General features: G+C 68.5%; 12 protein-coding genes and 3 pseudogenes. 7 read left to right on the top strand and 8 right to left on the bottom strand.

Features of this window, described 5'->3' with window-relative positions:
• Positions 1–311 precede the first annotated feature (311 nt).
• Complete coding sequence (locus ABZ478_RS35400; protein WP_359556224.1) at positions 312–749, top strand: hypothetical protein; 438 nt, start codon at positions 312–314, stop codon at positions 747–749.
• Between the two features lie 221 nt (positions 750–970).
• On the opposite strand, the gene ABZ478_RS35405 is transcribed toward ABZ478_RS35400, so the two are convergent.
• The 5 genes and pseudogenes from ABZ478_RS35405 to ABZ478_RS35425 all read right to left on the bottom strand — a co-directional run bounded on the left by ABZ478_RS35405 (position 971) and on the right by ABZ478_RS35425 (position 5110).
• Positions 971–1168, bottom strand: a complete 198-nt coding sequence (locus tag ABZ478_RS35405) for a hypothetical protein (RefSeq protein ID WP_359556225.1) — start codon at positions 1166–1168, stop codon at positions 971–973.
• A gap of 588 nt (positions 1169–1756) precedes the next feature.
• Positions 1757–2419 (bottom strand): annotated as a pseudogene (gene snpA / locus ABZ478_RS35410) (snapalysin); the annotation flags it as partial.
• Between the two features lie 971 nt (positions 2420–3390).
• Positions 3391–3744 carry a VOC family protein gene (locus tag ABZ478_RS35415; protein ID WP_359556227.1) on the bottom strand — a complete coding sequence of 118 codons (354 nt, stop codon included), beginning with the start codon at positions 3742–3744 and terminating at the stop codon, positions 3391–3393.
• Positions 3745–4095: 351 nt separating this feature from the next.
• Positions 4096–4221 (bottom strand): annotated as a pseudogene (locus ABZ478_RS35420) (HNH endonuclease); the annotation flags it as partial.
• A 46-nt stretch (positions 4222–4267) separates the two neighbouring features.
• Complete coding sequence (locus ABZ478_RS35425) at positions 4268–5110, bottom strand: helix-turn-helix domain-containing protein (RefSeq protein ID WP_359556230.1); 843 nt, start codon at positions 5108–5110, stop codon at positions 4268–4270.
• A 111-nt stretch (positions 5111–5221) separates the two neighbouring features.
• Here ABZ478_RS35425 and ABZ478_RS35430 point away from each other — a divergent pair, with 111 nt between their 5' ends.
• Positions 5222–5998 carry an alpha/beta hydrolase gene (locus ABZ478_RS35430; RefSeq protein ID WP_359556232.1) on the top strand — a complete coding sequence of 259 codons (777 nt, stop codon included), beginning with the start codon at positions 5222–5224 and terminating at the stop codon, positions 5996–5998.
• Between the two features lie 43 nt (positions 5999–6041).
• Here ABZ478_RS35430 and tnpA read toward each other — a convergent pair whose 3' ends face one another.
• Positions 6042–6458, bottom strand: a complete 417-nt coding sequence (gene tnpA, locus ABZ478_RS35435) for an IS200/IS605 family transposase (RefSeq protein ID WP_359556235.1) — start codon at positions 6456–6458, stop codon at positions 6042–6044.
• A gap of 25 nt (positions 6459–6483) precedes the next feature.
• On the opposite strand from tnpA, the pseudogene ABZ478_RS35440 reads away from it, so the two are divergent.
• Positions 6484–7692: pseudogene (locus ABZ478_RS35440) on the top strand (RNA-guided endonuclease TnpB family protein).
• 76 nt (positions 7693–7768) lie between these two features.
• Here the strand turns inward: ABZ478_RS35440 and ABZ478_RS35445 are convergent.
• Complete coding sequence (locus ABZ478_RS35445; RefSeq protein ID WP_359556237.1) at positions 7769–8791, bottom strand: alpha/beta hydrolase; 1023 nt, start codon at positions 8789–8791, stop codon at positions 7769–7771.
• A gap of 116 nt (positions 8792–8907) precedes the next feature.
• Here ABZ478_RS35445 and ABZ478_RS35450 point away from each other — a divergent pair, with 116 nt between their 5' ends.
• Entirely contained in the window at positions 8908–9648 is a 741-nt protein-coding gene (locus tag ABZ478_RS35450) for a TetR/AcrR family transcriptional regulator C-terminal domain-containing protein (RefSeq protein WP_359556238.1), read from the top strand.
• 37 nt (positions 9649–9685) lie between these two features.
• Positions 9686–10108, top strand: a complete 423-nt coding sequence (locus tag ABZ478_RS35455; protein ID WP_359556239.1) for a methyltransferase domain-containing protein — start codon at positions 9686–9688, stop codon at positions 10106–10108.
• 209 nt (positions 10109–10317) lie between these two features.
• Here ABZ478_RS35455 and ABZ478_RS35460 read toward each other — a convergent pair whose 3' ends face one another.
• Positions 10318–11874, bottom strand: coding sequence for a carboxylesterase family protein (locus ABZ478_RS35460; RefSeq protein WP_359556241.1), 1557 nt, complete (start codon positions 11872–11874; stop codon positions 10318–10320).
• A 544-nt stretch (positions 11875–12418) separates the two neighbouring features.
• On the opposite strand from ABZ478_RS35460, the gene ABZ478_RS35465 reads away from it, so the two are divergent.
• Together ABZ478_RS35465 and ABZ478_RS35470 are read left to right on the top strand one after the other, a co-directional pair.
• A complete protein-coding gene (locus ABZ478_RS35465; protein WP_359556275.1) occupies positions 12419–13039 on the top strand; it encodes an SRPBCC family protein in 621 nt (206 codons plus the stop codon).
• A 36-nt stretch (positions 13040–13075) separates the two neighbouring features.
• Positions 13076–15388, top strand: a complete 2313-nt coding sequence (locus tag ABZ478_RS35470) for an FdhF/YdeP family oxidoreductase (protein ID WP_359556242.1) — start codon at positions 13076–13078, stop codon at positions 15386–15388.
• The last annotated feature ends 166 nt before the right edge of the window (positions 15389–15554 follow it).

The following is a 15554-nucleotide window of genomic DNA, read 5'->3' on the forward strand; positions in this document are numbered from 1 at the left end:
GTGGCGGCGTTTCCGACCTTGCCGGAACGACGCATCGCTTCCTCATCGCCGCGACGCCTGCAAGAGGCCGCTGCCGCACAGATCTGAACCGGTGGCGTTCATCGGAGCCGCGGACGCCGACCTCGGTTCTTCTCCATCCCTCCCCTTGGCCGACCAACGGCCCGATTCATGATGCATGCCTGCTCCATGGTGTGTGGGTCGACGGCGGACGGGGATGGGAGCTGGGGAGAGTGGTCGGTTGAAGTGAGGGAGAGGGTGCGGCATGGGGGCAGGGAGGTATTGCGTTGGATCACGTACCTAGAATGGGTGGCATGCGATGGGGGACGCAGCCGCGCTGGGCGCGGTGGGTGGCGGCGATATTCGTCATCGGGTTCGTGGAAGGAACCGGGTCGCACGCCTACGACGTGATCAGGGGTGGACTGCACGCGTACCGCTATTGGCCCTTGCCGAGCCAACTGCTCTTCCATGCCCTGCCTGTGCTTGAGCTGCTCGTCGCTGTGTGGGTCGTCCTTGCGCACCCGGCGGGGCCGCCCCTTGGCGCAACCATCATGGCGGCCGATCTGGCTGCGAACTGGTGGGCGAACTGGGATGGCATCCTGAACGACCCCCTCGGCTACGTGAAGCTGGTCGGACTGGTGCCGATCACGCTCTTCGGAATCTTCGTTCTGGCGACGGCGCTCCCACTGCACAGGACGTTCCGTCAGGGGTTGTCGCGTCAAGGCCTATCTCCGAACGCGCCGTACCGCTAGCAGCAATGGCCGTCAAGCTGCCCACTGTCGTCTGACACCAACAGCTGATACCAACAGGCGCGGACAGCGCGGACAGCGCGGACAGCGCGGACAGCGCGGACAGCGCGGACAGCGCGGACAGCGCGGACAGCGCGGACAGCGCGGACAGCGCGATCAGCGCCGAATGCCGACGATCGATCGGCCGAGGAATCTGGCCGGTTGACCGACGTCGTCGGCTCCCTTTAGTCGACTGAAACCTGGACCGCTTCGGCTGGAATGCGCCACAGGGGAGCGGCATACTGCTCCGGCCTGCTAGTGAGCAGGCGGCCGGCATCGGTGGTCCGGGCGACGGGAAGCATCGGGTCGGAGTCCACGCCCATGACCTCGACCAGGTCGCCAGCGATCCGCAGATCGAGCACGCAGCCGACGACGGCCACCACGGCGACCGCCCGCCGTCAGGGCCGGGCGCCCTGGCCCGGCTGGCGCGGCGCGTCGGGCCGATGCTTGACGGGTCGGCGTCGGGTGATGCTTGACACCTGACTCGGACGATCCTCTGCCACGCCTCCCCGTCACTGCGCCCGACTCTCATTCCTACGGACAGTAACCGAGGTCGGCGGAGTCAATGATCTTGATGAGTCAGCGGGCGCCATCCACCAGCTGAGGGACGGCGCCCACACTGGACACAGAGTTTGATATCTGGCCTCATCCTTATCAGGTCGGGCGATCAACAAGATCGACCAGTGAGTTCCCACCCGACCTCATGCCTGGGCGCGCGATGAGTGGGAACGCGATCAGTTCCAGAGCGTGCGGTGCTGCGGACGCCACGGACCCTGACCCGGCCCCACGGGCCATGCCGGCCATGCAGCGCTCGGGCCGCCAGCGGACGGATTCCCCGTGTCCGGGGCCACGGATGGTGCCGACGGTGCAGCGCTCGGGCTGCCACCGGACGGATCCCCCGTGTCCGGGGCCACGGACGGTGCCGACGGTGCAGCACTCGGGCCGCCACCGGACTGGTTCCCCGTACCCGAAGCCTGCGCGCCACCGCCGGCCCACAGCTCGTCGACACGCGCACGCTCGGTGGCGTTCGGGTTGCGGTTGGTGCAGGACGGGCCGGGTCCGCCGCCCGACATCAGCTCAGTGCACGGCCCGCTGTAGTTGTCCGGCAGGCCCAAGACATGCCCGGTTTCGTGCGCGACGACGCGAATCGAGTCGTTCTGCTGGGTCTGGGTGTAGTCGAGGAAGATCTGGCCGTTTCCGTGGCCGTCGGTGGAGGCGTGGGACCCGCGGGGGTCGTTGCCCTCGGAGTAGGAGAAGTCGGCGCTGCTCGAACCGCTCGAAGCCTCCTCGAGCTTGACGTTGGACTCGGAGCTGTTCCAGATCTCGGCCGCGCTCGATATCTGCGATCGGAAGCTCGGCGCCTTGGAGACGTCGTAGTGGAGCGTCACCGCCTGCCCGCTGGGCTGGGCGGCACTCTTCTCGGCGACCGACTTGAGCACGGCCTCGAAGAACGCCTTGTTGTTCGCGGCCTCCTGAGCCGACCCGTCGTACCCCGCCACCGAGGTATCAGCGGAATCGGAGGGATTGGCGGCCGGCTGGGCACTCGCCGGCACCGCCACAGCCAGCGCGCTGGAGGCCAGACCCAGGCCGAGAGTGAGGGCGAGGAATCTCGGAGACAGTCGGGACGACTTCATGTGGGGGAGGGCTCCTACTCATTCGGTGACGCCGAGCGCCACAGCGCGCGGTCAATCGGCGTGAACACCGGTTCCGAACTGCAGCGACGTCTTGTGGGGCGACATTCTTAGAACGGCTCGACAGGGCACGCAATGGGTCCCGCCACTACGTCGCTTCGTAGATCTCAGGACCTCGCCAAGGCCATGCGCGGGCCTCCGGTCCCCACACCGCGACAGGCGGAAAAGCTGTCGCAGCGTCAGAAGCCTTACAGCGCGGGGCAATAAGTACGCCGGCCAGCCGGGCGGAATTCCGGCACACGCCGCAGGACCCACATCCAGGTCAAGACGGACAAATACTCAGATGTACGCCATGACGCATCTGCTAAGTACACAGGTCAATTCGCGGAGCACTGTGACTGACATCACGAAATAATCGACTTCCGCGTCTTATGCGCCCCACTGACCTCGGGTCACCCCCCAGGGAGCCACCCTTGTCGGCGCAAGGAGGAACCCCTCACGACAGAGCCACCACCCCTCAGTCCTGATCAGGATGGAAGCCGGGCCGACTGTGCAACCCGGCGCGCGGCGTGGATGGAAGTCGGTCGGTTTCTCGCATGCCTCCAGCGGCGTATCCGCCGCACCCAGCGGCTTCGGGGCCATGGGGGCCAGGCTGTCACCGGCCACACGACTGAGGCGCGTGCCTGGGGGTAGTCAGGCCGCCCGAAAGCCGCTAACCGCCGGGCTTGACGGCGAACGCCGAAAGTTTCGCGGGCGTGGACTCAGCTCCAAGGTCCGCCGACATCACGCTCAGCAGCGACACGGAAGTTGATCAAAACGGTTCTGGCGTACGGCGAAGGTCAAGCGTTCAGCCAGCCAACAAGGTGTAACGGACTGTAGTGGAAGTGGACTGGCCCAGGGCGCGCGAAGTGTCCATGTGGCTCAAGACGGAGGAGCCGGCGCAGTCCCAGCAGTGACGGCGTCGTGGCGGAGGTTCAGTCGAGGCTGTGCGCGACAGGGTGCAGCGGTTGATACAGGGGCAGTTCACTGCCACTGGGGAGGCGTACGGCAGTGAGGCGTCCCCATCGCTCTTCGGTCACTTCGCCGGTGAGCTCCGCGCCGCGCTCTGCAAGCTGGGCGCATACGGCGTCCAGGTCGTCGCACATCAGGTAGAACTCGTGCTTCGGCGCGCCATCGGTGGGGTGCACGGCGACCTCGGCGGGCGGCAGCTTGAAGATCAACCAGCCGTGGCCCGCGTCGACGTGGGCGAAGCCGAGGACGTCCTTGAGGAAGGCCCGGTCCGCCTCAGCATCCTGGGAGTAGAGGATCACGTGTGCGCCTGAGAGCATCCCCCGATGCTCGCACGCCCACCGTCGATATTGAGGACACCGCGCTCGCGCCTGTCAGACGCGCACAGCCAAGCCGAGGCAAGCGGTGTCAAGGCGGGTCGCTCCGCTTCCCGCGAGCGGCCCGGCTCCGCTGCGGGCGCCGCTCCCGCCTTCGGCTCGCTCCGATGACGCTGCGCCGACGCGCGCCCACTGGCGGATAAGGCCGGAGGCCATGAGTCGATCACCGCACAGAGCGGCCCACGGTCAAGACGGTGCCTCCGGCGGGGGATCGGCCGGTACCGGGATGGAGGGGGCACCGTCGCCGACCGCGGGTCCGTAGTGGCGTGCGCCGGGAGCTCCCATCCCGTCCACCGTCGACCCATCTTGATCGGCTTTGCTGCGGTTGGAGCGGGCGATGAGGGCGCGCGGGTCGGCGATGTCGTTGGCGTAGGCCTCGCGTTCTACTGCGGTCCATTGACCTGCGCCGCTGTCAAAGGCCAGCCGCCGAAGGACGCGGTGGAGGCGACGGCGACGTGAGTGTGCTTCATGGGGGCACCTCCTCGCTCGGCGCCATCGTCGTCTGCCACGCGCCCGGGCGTTTGCCTGTGGCCTTGTGGAAGAACATCGAGAAGTCGGATGCGTCGGAGAAGCCGAGTATGTCGGCGCAGCGGGCGGCGGTGAGACGGTCGTGTGCGAGGAGCCGTTTGGCTTCCAAGGTGATCCGTTCGACGATGTACGCCTTCGCGGTGCGGCCGGTGGCCTGCTGCACCGCTCGTGAGAGGGTGCGGGGCGCGTACCCCAGCGCACGGGCGTAGTAGCCGGCGTCGTGGTGTTGCCGGAAGTGAGCTTCGACGCTGGAGCGGAACAACTGGAACACCGGATGCTGGAGCCGTGCTTCGGCGTGCGGTGGGTGCAGCCGGGTGATGAGCGCGGAGAGCAGGATGTCGGGCACCTCCGTCGAGGAGTCACTGGGTGAGGCGGATGCTTCGAGGAGGAGATGGCTGCGCGCCGTGTCGACGAAGGGCCAGACGGCGTCGGGGATGCTCCAGTGCGCGGCCAGGTCCGGGGAGGCGACGAGTTCTCTGGTGGCGTGGGTGACCGGTGCGGTCGGCACGAACAGCACAAGGTGCCCTGCCACTTCGGCGATGTCGTCCCACCGGTGCACCGCGCCGGGTGGAATCCACACCGCGGACCGATCTTGGAGCGGGTGGAGGTGGAAATCGACCGTGACTGAGCCGGGTCCGGCGTCGATGACGGCAAGGACGTAGAAGTCGGCGCGCTGCGAGCCGCCGTCGTTCAGCTCGCGAAGGCGGCCGAACGTCATCGTCTCGACCGAGGCGGCGCGGCGTCCTGCGGGCTGGTAGGTCATCTGCCGGATCACGCTCACGTGTCCAGTTTTCACCATCGGGTGACCAGTCACGCCGATGCCCCGTCCGGGTGCGGAAGTTTCAATGAATGCACAGGGCAATCGCCTAGAGCATCGAACGGAAGAGCCATCATGAACACGACGCACCAGACGCTTCTGCCCACTTACGACCACCGGCCGGGGACCGGGCCGACCCTGGTGTTCCTGCACTATTGGGGTGGTTCTGCCCGCACCTGGGACCTCGTCGTCGACCAACTGACGGGCCGTGACATGCTCACAGTCGACTTCCGCGGGTGGAGCCGGTCGAGCGCTCTGCCCGGTCCCTATACGCTCGGTCAGCTCGCTGACGACACGCTCGCCGTGCTCGCGGATGCGGGGGTCACCGACTACGTCCTGGTGGGGCATTCGATGGGAGGCAAGGTCGCACAGCTGGTCGCGGCCACCCGGCCCGTCGGCCTGCGCGGCATCGTTCTCGTCGGCTCCGGCCCGGCGAAGCCCGCCGCACAAATCACTCCCGAGTACCAGGAAGCCCTGTCGCACGCCTACGACTCCGCCGAGTCCGTGGCCGGGGCACGGGATCACGTCCTCACCGCGACCGAGCTGCCCGCTCTGGCCAAGGCTCAGATCGTGACCGATTCGCGGACCGTCGTCGACGCCGCCCGCACCGAGTGGCCGCTGCGCGGCATCGCGCAGGACATCACCGAGCACACACGCATGGTCAGTGTGCCCGCCCTCGTCGTCGCCGGAGAACACGACCAGGTGGAGCCCGTCGGCGTGCTCCGCGACAACCTGGTGCCCTACCTCCCCCAAGCCGACCTCGTGGTGGTCCGCCACACCGGTCACCTGATCCCGCTGGAAGCCCCGGCCGACCTCGTCGACGTCATCACCGCATTCGCGCCGGCAGTCTGACCGTCCTGTGTGCACGGATCCGCTCTGGTCACCTCGGCCCAAGTCAGAGCGGCCGGTTCTGCTGCTCGATGTACTGCTTCACGATGCTGAGTGGCGCACCGCCGGCCGACCCGGCGAAGTATGAGCCGGACCACAGGCGCTGTGCCCGCCAGTAGTGGCGGACGAGGTCGGGGAACTCCTGGCGGAGCCTGCGGGAGGACACGCCCTTGAGGGAGTTCACCAGCCTGGATACGGCGACCTTGGGCGGGAAGTTCACGAGCAGGTGGACGTGGTTGGCCTCGCCGTTGAACTCCACCAGCTCGGCCTCGAAGTCCTCACACACGGCTCGCATGATCTCCTCGCAGCGCGTCAGGTGCCGGTGGGTGAAGACGGAGTGCCGGTACTTCGTCAGGAAAACCAAGTGGACATGCATCCGGAAAACGCAGTGGCGACCTGTGCGAACGTTCTCATCGATACCCATAAACCAACTGTGTATCATGATCCGCGTGCAGCTTCGGTACAGCTTCCGCTTGTACCCGAGTGCCGGTCAGCGCATGGCGTTGGCGAGGGCGTTCGGGTGTGCACGGGTGGTCTACAACGACGCTCTCAGGGCTCGGGAGACCGCCCGCAGCGAGGGGCTGGCGTTCCCGAAGACCGGGGATCTGTCGAAGCAGCTCATCACCGAGGCCAAGCAGAGGCCCGAGCGGGCGTGGCTCGGCGAGGTGTCGGCGGTCGTCCTGCAGCAGTCTCTGAGGGACCTGGATACGGCGTACCGGAACTTCTTCGACGCCCTGAAGGGCAAGCGCCCGCGCATGGGCGCGCCCCGGTACAAGTCCCGCAAGGACACCCGGCAGGCCGTCCGGTTCACCGCGAACGCCCGCTGATCCATCACCCCCGGGCAGAAGCTGCGCCTGCCGAAGATCGGAGACGTGCGGGTGAGGTGGTCGCGAACCCTGCCCTCGACGCCGTCCACGGTGAGTGTGGTCAAGGACTCGGCGGGCCGGTACTTCGCATCCTTCGTGGTGGAGACCGGCCCGTGCGATGTGCTGCCAAAGGCGACACCAGAAGTCGGCATCGACTTGGGACTCGGGCACTTCGCGGTCCTCTCGGACGGCACGAAGATCGACGGCCCGCGGTTCCTGCGTCGGGCCGAGAAGCGCTTGAAGAAGGCGCAGCGGGCCCTCTCCCGCAAGGAGAAGGGGTCGAAGAACCGGAACAAGGCCAGGGTCAAGGTCGCCCGCGCGCACGCGCGGGTCGCGGACGCGCGTCGCGAGTTCCACCACCAGCTCTCCACGAAGCTGATCCGCGAGAACCAAGCGGTCGCCGTGGAGGACCTGGCGGTGAAAGGGCTCGCCCGCACGCGCCTGGCCAAGTCCGTCCACGACGCTGGATGGTCGGCGTTCGTGACCATGCTGGAGTACAAGGCCACCCGGTACGGGCGCACCTTCGTGAAGATCGGCCGGTTCGTGCCGACCTCCCAGGTGTGCTCGCGGTGCGGCGTCCGGGACGGCTCCAAGCCCCTGCACGTCCGCGTGTGGACGTGTAGGGCGTGCGGGGCCGTCCTGGACCGGGACATCAACGCGGCGGTCAACGTCGCCAAGGCGGCCGGACTGGCCGTGACAGCCTGTGGAGCGGGGGTAAGACCGGGACCCGTCCCGGCACCGCGCAGCGAAGCAGGAACCCACCCGACACCGCAGCCTTCAACGGCGCGGTAGGCGGGAATCGCCCTCCTTTAGGTGGGCGAGGATGTCAATTTGCGGCTGGTGTCTGAGGAGTTAAGGACACCGAGGCCTACTTGGTCGCTGTCCCCGTGACCACCGGCCGCACCTTCGTCAGCATCAGGTCGAGGAACCGGTCGGGGTGGCGGAAGGCCGCGAAGTGACTGGCGTCCTCGATCAGAGCGAAGTCCTTGACCGGGGCCGTGACGTCCTCGAAGAAGCGGCGGGCCGGCTCCGGCGGGGTCAGGACGTCGCTGTCGCCCTGGAAGAGGAAGAAGGGAAGGCGGAAGATGGTGCCCTCGGCCCGCTCGTCGAGCACGGTCGCCTGCGGGCCCAACTGCTCGGAGAAGGTCATGCCCTTGAGGTAGGAGCGCAGCCCGCGCAGGTTGTGGAACGGGGAGAACCACAGGGAGCGGATCACCACCGTCTTCATGGTGTCGTAGGTCAGCGGGTCTGTGGTGACGACGGTTTTGGCGTACTGCGACCACTGGTGGGCGGTCCAGGCCGTCCGGTCCGGCCCCATCGCCACAACCGTGGCCAGTTCCTTCTTCTTGCCGGCCTTCTCCAGCCGGGCCAGCAGCGCCCGGTAGGAGGAGGTGTCGCGGCCGCCGTCGACGATGTTCTGGTCGGTGCCGACGTACGCCGAGTACAGCTCGGGGTGGTCGCGGGCCAGCCGGAGGCCGGTGACGGTGCCGAAGCTGTTGGCGACGAGGAGGAGCCGGGGGACGCCCAGGCGCTCGCGGACGTAGCGGGTGACCTCGAGGGAGTCCCGGTACACGCGGTCCAGAGTCATCTCGCCCTGCCCCTCGGGGCCGCCCGCCGCGAACGTCCGGCCCGAGCCCCGCATGTCCCAGCGCACGATCGTGAAGTGCCGTTCCCAGGCGCGGGTGCGGGGGGTGAAGATCATGTTGGAGGCGCCGGGGCCGCCGTGGATCTCCAGAGTCACGGGGTTCGACAGGTCCTCGCCCCGGATGGAGACCCACTGGTCGATGCCGCCGATACGGACGTACGACGCCTCGTCGATGCCGTTCGGGGCGGTGATGCGCAGGTTCTTCGCGTGCGAGCGGCGCTTGAGGGCCCGGTAGGTCAGCAACATGAGCGTTCCCCCTAAACTGTTTATGTCGTCAGCAGTTGTGTTTACGGTATATACAGTTGGTGAATGGAGTCAACGGGTTCCGCCCGACCGGAACCGAGCCGAAGAGGAGGAGCCGCATGGCCGCCCGGAACAAGGAGTCGGACAAGCCCCGTGACCCGCGCGCCGGCCTCGCACTGCTGTGGGGAGAACAGGACCAGCCCACCCGCGGTCCTAAGCCCAAGCTGTCACCCGGACAGATCGCCGCCGCCGCCGTCGAACTGGCCGACGCGGAGGGCCTGGACGCCGTGTCCATGAACAAGGTGGCGAGCGGCTTCGGGGTCACGTCCATGGCGCTGTACCGGTACGTCCCCGGCAAGCGGGGACTCGTCGAGTTGATGGTGGAGCAGGTGCTCATCGAGGCACCAGACCTGTCCGGCGTGGCGGACGGCGACTGGCGGGCGGCCACGCGGGAGTGGACCCGGCAGTGCGCGGCCGTCTACGCCGCCCACCCCTGGCTGCTCACCGCCACCGCGATGCGCCGCCAGATCATGGGTCCCCGGCAGCTGCGCTGGCTCGACGCGGCGCTCGCCGCCCTGGAGCCGACGGGACTGGGCGGCGCCCAGCGGCACCAGATCTTCCTGCTCCTCGTCGGTCACGTCCGCAACCTCGCCCAGCAGCGGCGCGACCACAACGAGGAACACGACCGCGAGTGGGACCGGCTCACCGGCGAACTGCTCGCCCGGCACGCCGACGGCTTCCCCGCCCTCGTCAAGGCCGTCGCCGACGGCGCCTTCGACCCGCCCAGCATCGACCCGCTCGACTTCGGCCTCGACCGGATCCTCGACGGAGTCGAAGTGCTCACGGCGGCACGGGAATGACCCGGCGGCCGATGACCAGGGGCCAGAACGCTTCGCCGTGCTGATAACCACCTCGCGGGAAGGCCGTGCCGGCCTTGCACGGCTGCTGCTGGCCGAGGCCTGCCGACTACCGTGGCCAGTCGGCGCGGTGGACAGCATCTTCAGTGCGGGACTGGTCAATCATGTCCCCGACCCTGTGGCAGCTCTGCACGAGTGGGCCCGGGTGACCGCCGCCGGCGGCGTCCTCCTGCTCTTCCACCCGTCCGGTCGCGCCGAACGCGATTCCCGCCACGGCCGACCACTCGACCCGGACGATGCGCTGGCCGGAACCTGCGGCTCGCCCTGGGGGCGGCGGGCTGGGGACTGGCCTGCTACGAGGACGCGCGCCGGCACCCGAGTACGGCCAGTGGTCAGGAGCGGCCGCGGTCTTGCAGCGTTCTCGTACGTGCAGTTGGGAACCTGGCCGCGGAACGCTGCGTGAACCGGATCGTCACCACTGAGTAGGTGGCACTCAGCTGAGCGGCGCGCCTGCTCGGTATCTCCGGTTCTGGCAAGTCTGACGCCTGGTCTGGCGGCGTGCGTCTGGCAATCGGTCGGAGCGGCGGGTCTCGGCGAGGGCAGTCGGACCGGGGAGGGCGCGGCCGCCCCGCCGGGTGGTCGGCGGGGCGGCGTGAGGCACGATGGAGTGGGTCAGTTGGTGGCGGGGTGGCCGTCCCACCAGGTGCGCTCGCTCTTGCGCGGGTCCTCGACGACCTGGTGGGTGGTGGTGTTGTTGTGGGCGTAGGTCATCACGGGGCGCTTGTCGGTGTCGTAGGCGGCCCAGGAGATCGCGCCTGTCTTGGCGAAGTCCGCCCATGCCTTGTGCAGGGCCTGAGCGAGCGGCTTGGGCGGGTTGGGGCCGGTGAACTTCTTGCTCTCCGCCAGTTCCGTGGTGTCCCAGCCGTACGGCAGGTCCACACTGTGGCAGGCGCCCAGTTTGACCCCGATGTTGTTGGGCGTCACCGGGGAGCGCCAGCCGAGCTCGTAGAGGTGGGTGGGGGCGGCGCCGGGCCTCTGGCTGCGGGTCTCGGCGACGCGGTAGGTCGGGATGCGGAACATCCGGTCGGTGAACAGCGCGCTGGCCACGCCGGAGGATCCGTCGCGGGGGTAGGTGTTCGTGTCGCCCTTCTTGTACTCGTCCCACGAGCCGGTGGGCACGCTGTAACAGGTGAGGTGGCTGTTGTACAGGGAGGGAAGGTTCCAGGCGACCAGGATGGTGGAGACGATGAAGAGGCGGAACTCCTCGGTCGTGGTGCCCATCAGCAGCGGGACGCGGTCGCCCACGCCGTCGGCGATCGCCTCGATAGGGCGCTTCGGCAGCGTCGTGCCGTCCACGACGGGCATGAAGGACAGCCCGCAGGCGGCCATCGTGCTCGCGCCGTAAGTCGTGCTGTTCGGCTTCTGGCTGATGTCGGAGCTGACCGTGGCCTGCGCTTTCAGCAGTTCCTCGACGTCGATGTCGGTGAACGCCTCGAGGGTGGGGTCGATGCCGAGGTTGTCGGCGACGGCCTTGAGGACCTTGTCGGCGTCGGCGGGCGTCTGGCCGATGTGGCCGTTGCCGCTCTGGACGATGGCCCGGTGGAACAGGCCGTCGTCGCGGGCGAGGAGCGCGAGCACGCTCATCGCGCCGGCGGACTCTCCGGCGACGGTGACGTTGTCCGGGTCGCCGCCGAAGCGTGCGATGTTCTCGCGCACCCACCGCAGGGCTGCGACCTGGTCGAGCAGGCCGCGGTTGGCCGGTGCCGGGGCGTCCGGCAGGTAGCCGTAGCCGTAGACGCCGAGCCGGTAGTTGAAGCTGACGCAGACCAGACCGTCACGGGCGAAGGTCGCGCCGTCGTAGGTTGGCACGGCCGATGATCCGGTGGTGAAGCCGCCGCCGTGGATCCACACCAGCACCGGCAGCCCCGGGGCCTGGTGGGGGTCGGGGGTCCAGACGTTGAGGTTCAGCCACTCGTCGCCCTCGATGTCCGGGTCGGCGACGATCTCACCGAGCCGGCCGGCGAGCGGCGGCTTGGGGGCGGTGGCGCCATAGGTGTGCGCGGTGCGCACCCCCGTCCAGGGCTCAGGCGGCTGTGGGGCGTCGAACAGCAGGTCGCCGATCGGCGCCGCCGCGTAGGGGATGCCCAGGAAGCGGGCGATGCCGCCCTGCACCAGGCCCGAGATCTTGCCGTGGGTGGTCTCGACCTCGACGGTGTTCTGCTCGGACACGTGACTCCTCGGACCGGAAAACGGCACGCCGACGGGCGCGCCGGCCCCGTCCCGTGGCGGCCCGCGTCAGGAACGACCAGGCACGACCATAATTACGTTACGGAGTCGATCCAGTGCATGTCGTGACAGCCATTGGTGGCTGTCAGCCTTCCATCGCGCTATTGCGGGCCGGTCCATACGCCGCTACGGCCCGCTGGCGGGAGCGGTGGGTTCGCCCCGCTGGCCGGGTCAGTGCACCCTGGGAAGCGTGAGCAGCCGCCGTGCCATGGATAACCATCACCCTCGCCCTCGACCCGCTTCACCAGTAACGCCACGCGGCCCCCAGCCCGCGCAGCACCGGAAACCTATCCGCGCCCGGACGCCCGTCTCTTGACCGTATGCAGCTTTCTCGGGTGGCGCGGAGTCACTCGCCCGTGGCCGCCCGAGACGCCTACACGGTCGGGTGACTCGAAATCCGGGATCGGGGAACCGGAAGAGATGCCCTGCCCATAAGGGAGGGCCGGGTCTCTGGACGCCCGGCTCCCTCACCGGAAGAAGGACCATGATGGCGCACGAAGACGACGGTGGGCAGGCCGTGCCGAACACCCCGGGCACGCGCTCCGACGGCGACGGCGTGACACGCCGCCGTCCGCTGCGCGAGCGGCACGTCGAGGAGACGGTCGAGGTCGCGGTGCCGGTCCGCACGGCCTACAACCAGTGGACGCAGTTCAAGACGTTCCCGCGCTTCTCGACCGTGGTGCGCGACGTCGAGCAGATCAGGCCTACCGTCACCGCGTGGACCATCGGCTACGGCCTCCTGCGTCACCGTTTCGCGGTCGAGATCGTGGAACAGGACCCTGACGCCTACCTGGCCTGGCGTGGCCTGGAGCAGCACCCCACCCACCAGGGCGAGGTCGAGTTCAGGCCGACGGAGTCCGGTGGCACCGCGATCACGGTCCGGATGCTCCTCCAACCGCAGGGGGCCGCGAAGGTCCTCACCCGCTCGTCCAGGGTCGTGGGGCTGACCGTGCGACTGGTGCGCGGGGAACTGGTGAGCTTCAAGCACTTCATCGAAGGGCTCGGTCAGGAGGGCGGTGCCTGGCGCGGCACCATCCGCAACGGCCGGGTTCAGCACGACACCCCGGAACCGCCCAGGAGCCGTGTCGCCCAGTGGCCCGTCGGCTGACCCGCGTACCGCACACGGCAAGAGAAAGGCCAAGCGATGCAGAACCCGCCCGGTGAGGAGCCGGAGACCTCCCTCTCCGTGACACCGCCGAAGAAGTGGGCGGCCGGCGTTCCCGCCGTCGTGCACGCGCTGGAGTACTCCCTGGAGCAGACCTCCCCGCGCAAGACCGGGGTCGACCTGCTCACCATGAACCAGGTGGGCGGGGTCGACTGCCCCGGCTGCGCATGGGCGGACCCCGCTCCGGGCCGGCGCCATCGCAATGAGTACTGCGAGAACGGCGCCAAGCACATCAACGACGACGCCACGACGCGCCGGATCACCGCCGACTTCTTCCGCGAGCACAGCGTGTCCGATCTGGCCGCCCGCTCCGACATGTGGCTCAACCAGCAGGGCCGGCTCACCGAGCCGATGATCAAACGGCCCGGTGCGGACCGCTACGAGCCCATTGGCTGGAACGACGCCCTGGGCATCCTGGCGCAGGAACTCCAGGGGCTGGACTCGCCCGACGAGGCAGTCTTCTACACCTCCGGCCGGGCCGGCAACGAGGCCGCCTTCGTCTTCCAGCTCTTCGCCCGCGCCTACGGCACCAATAACCTGCCCGACTGCAGCAACATGTGCCACGAGTCCAGCGGCTTCGCCCTGAGCGAGACGCTGGGCGTCGGCAAGGGCACCGTGAGTCTCGACGACCTCCACCACGCGGACCTGATCTTCCTGGTGGGGCAGAACCCGGGCAGCAATCACCCGCGGCAGCTTTCGGCCCTGGAGGAGGCCAAGCGCAACGGCGGCCGCATCGTGGCGGTGAACCCGTTGCCGGAGGCGGGGCTGCGACGCTTCAAGAACCCGCAGAAGCCGCGTGGGGTCGTGGGGCGGGGCACCCAGATCGCCGACCGCTTCCTGCACATCAAGCCGGGCGGGGACCTCGCCCTGTTCCAGGCACTGAACCGGCTGTTGCTGGAGGCGGAGGACGCGCGTCCCGGCACCGTCCTGGACCACGACTTCATCAACGCCCACACCTCCGGTTTCGAGGAGTTCGCCCGGCACGCCCGCACCGTCGACTGGGACGACGTGCGCGCGGCGACGGGACTGACCCGCGAGGAGATCGAGAAGGTCCGCGACGACGTCCTGCGGAGCGAACGCGTCATCGTGTGCTGGGCGATGGGCATCACCCAGCACAAGCACGGCGTACCCACCATCCGGGAGATCGTCAACTTCCTGATGCTGCGCGGCAATCTGGGGCGCGCCGGCACGGGCGCCTGCCCGGTGCGCGGCCACAGCAACGTCCAGGGCGACCGCACCATGGGCATCTGGGAGCAGATGCCGGACACCTTCCTGGACGCCCTTCAGGAGGAGTTCGGCTTCGATCCGCCGCGCCCGCACGGCTTGGACTCGGTGAACTCGATCAAGGCGATGCTGGAGGGCCGCGTCAAGGTCTTCCTAGCCCTGGCCGGGAACTTCGTGCGCGCAGCGCCCGACAGCGAGGTCACCGAGAAGGCGATGCGTTCGTGCCGGCTGACCGCCCACATCTCCACCAAGCTCAACCGCTCGCACACCGTCTGCGGCGAGACCGCCCTGATCCTGCCGACGCTGGGGCGCACCGAGCGTGATGTCCAGGCCGACGGCGAGCAGTTCGTCACCGTCGAGAACTCCATGAGCGAGGTGCACACCTCCCAGGGACGACTCGAACCGGCCTCGCGCGTGCTGCTGAGCGAGGTCGCCATCCTGTGCCGGCTCGCCCGGCTGAGCCTCGGCGGCGAGGGGGACATCCCCTGGGCCAAGTTCGAGGGCGACTACAACACCATCCGCGACAGCATCTCCCGGATCGTGCCGGGCTTCCACGACTTCAACGCCCGGGTGACCCGTCCGGGAGGCTTCCAGCTACCCAACCCGGTCAACGAGGGCGTGTTCAGGACCGAGACCGGCAAGGCCCGGTTCACCTGCAACGAGCCGGTGATCCCCCGGGCCCCCGAGGGTCACCTGCTGCTGCAGACCTTGCGCTCGCACGACCAGTGGAACACCGTCCCGTACACCAACAACGACCGCTACCGCGGCATCCATGGCAGCCGCCACGTGATCCTCGTCAACCCGGCCGACCTGTCCGAACTCGGCCTCGCCCAGGGCGATCGCGTGGACCTGGTGAGTGTCTGGGAGGACGGCACCGAGCGCCGGGCCGAGAACTTCGAGGTCGTGTCCTACCCGGCGGCCAAGGGTTCGGCCGCCGCCTACTACCCGGAAACGAACGTCCTGGTGCCGCTCGACAGCGTCGCCGACGTAAGCAACCAGCCCACGTCGAAGGGCATCGTCGTCCGCCTCGAACCCACGGGCGACCGATCCCGGCCGGCACCCGTCTGACCGACACCGACGACGCCGCGGGACCCGCTGACAGCAGCGGGGCCCCGCCGTCCGTCTAGGCGGTTTCGTTTGGATCACCGGGTGGACCAGAGGAAGATGCCTGCGATGGTCTCGCGGTGGCTTCGGCCGCCGCACACCCCACACCCTCCGCAGGCATCCCTTGGAA

It is taken from the genome of Streptomyces sp. NPDC005706, assembly GCF_040631045.1.
Classification (GTDB): Bacteria; Actinomycetota; Actinomycetes; order Streptomycetales; family Streptomycetaceae; genus Streptomyces.

Coding starts and splice junctions, on each gene's coding strand:
- ABZ478_RS35465 (WP_359556275.1), top strand. CDS start 12,419: ATGGCGCACGAAGACGACGGTGGGCAGGCCGTGCCGAACACCCCGGGC.
- ABZ478_RS35450 (WP_359556238.1), top strand. CDS start 8,908: ATGGCCGCCCGGAACAAGGAGTCGGACAAGCCCCGTGACCCGCGCGCC.
- ABZ478_RS35445 (WP_359556237.1), bottom strand. CDS start 8,791: ATGTTGCTGACCTACCGGGCCCTCAAGCGCCGCTCGCACGCGAAGAAC.
- ABZ478_RS35430 (WP_359556232.1), top strand. CDS start 5,222: ATGAACACGACGCACCAGACGCTTCTGCCCACTTACGACCACCGGCCG.
- ABZ478_RS35400 (WP_359556224.1), top strand. CDS start 312: ATGCGATGGGGGACGCAGCCGCGCTGGGCGCGGTGGGTGGCGGCGATA.
- tnpA (WP_359556235.1), bottom strand. CDS start 6,458: ATGGGTATCGATGAGAACGTTCGCACAGGTCGCCACTGCGTTTTCCGG.
- ABZ478_RS35470 (WP_359556242.1), top strand. CDS start 13,076: ATGCAGAACCCGCCCGGTGAGGAGCCGGAGACCTCCCTCTCCGTGACA.
- ABZ478_RS35415 (WP_359556227.1), bottom strand. CDS start 3,744: ATGCTCTCAGGCGCACACGTGATCCTCTACTCCCAGGATGCTGAGGCG.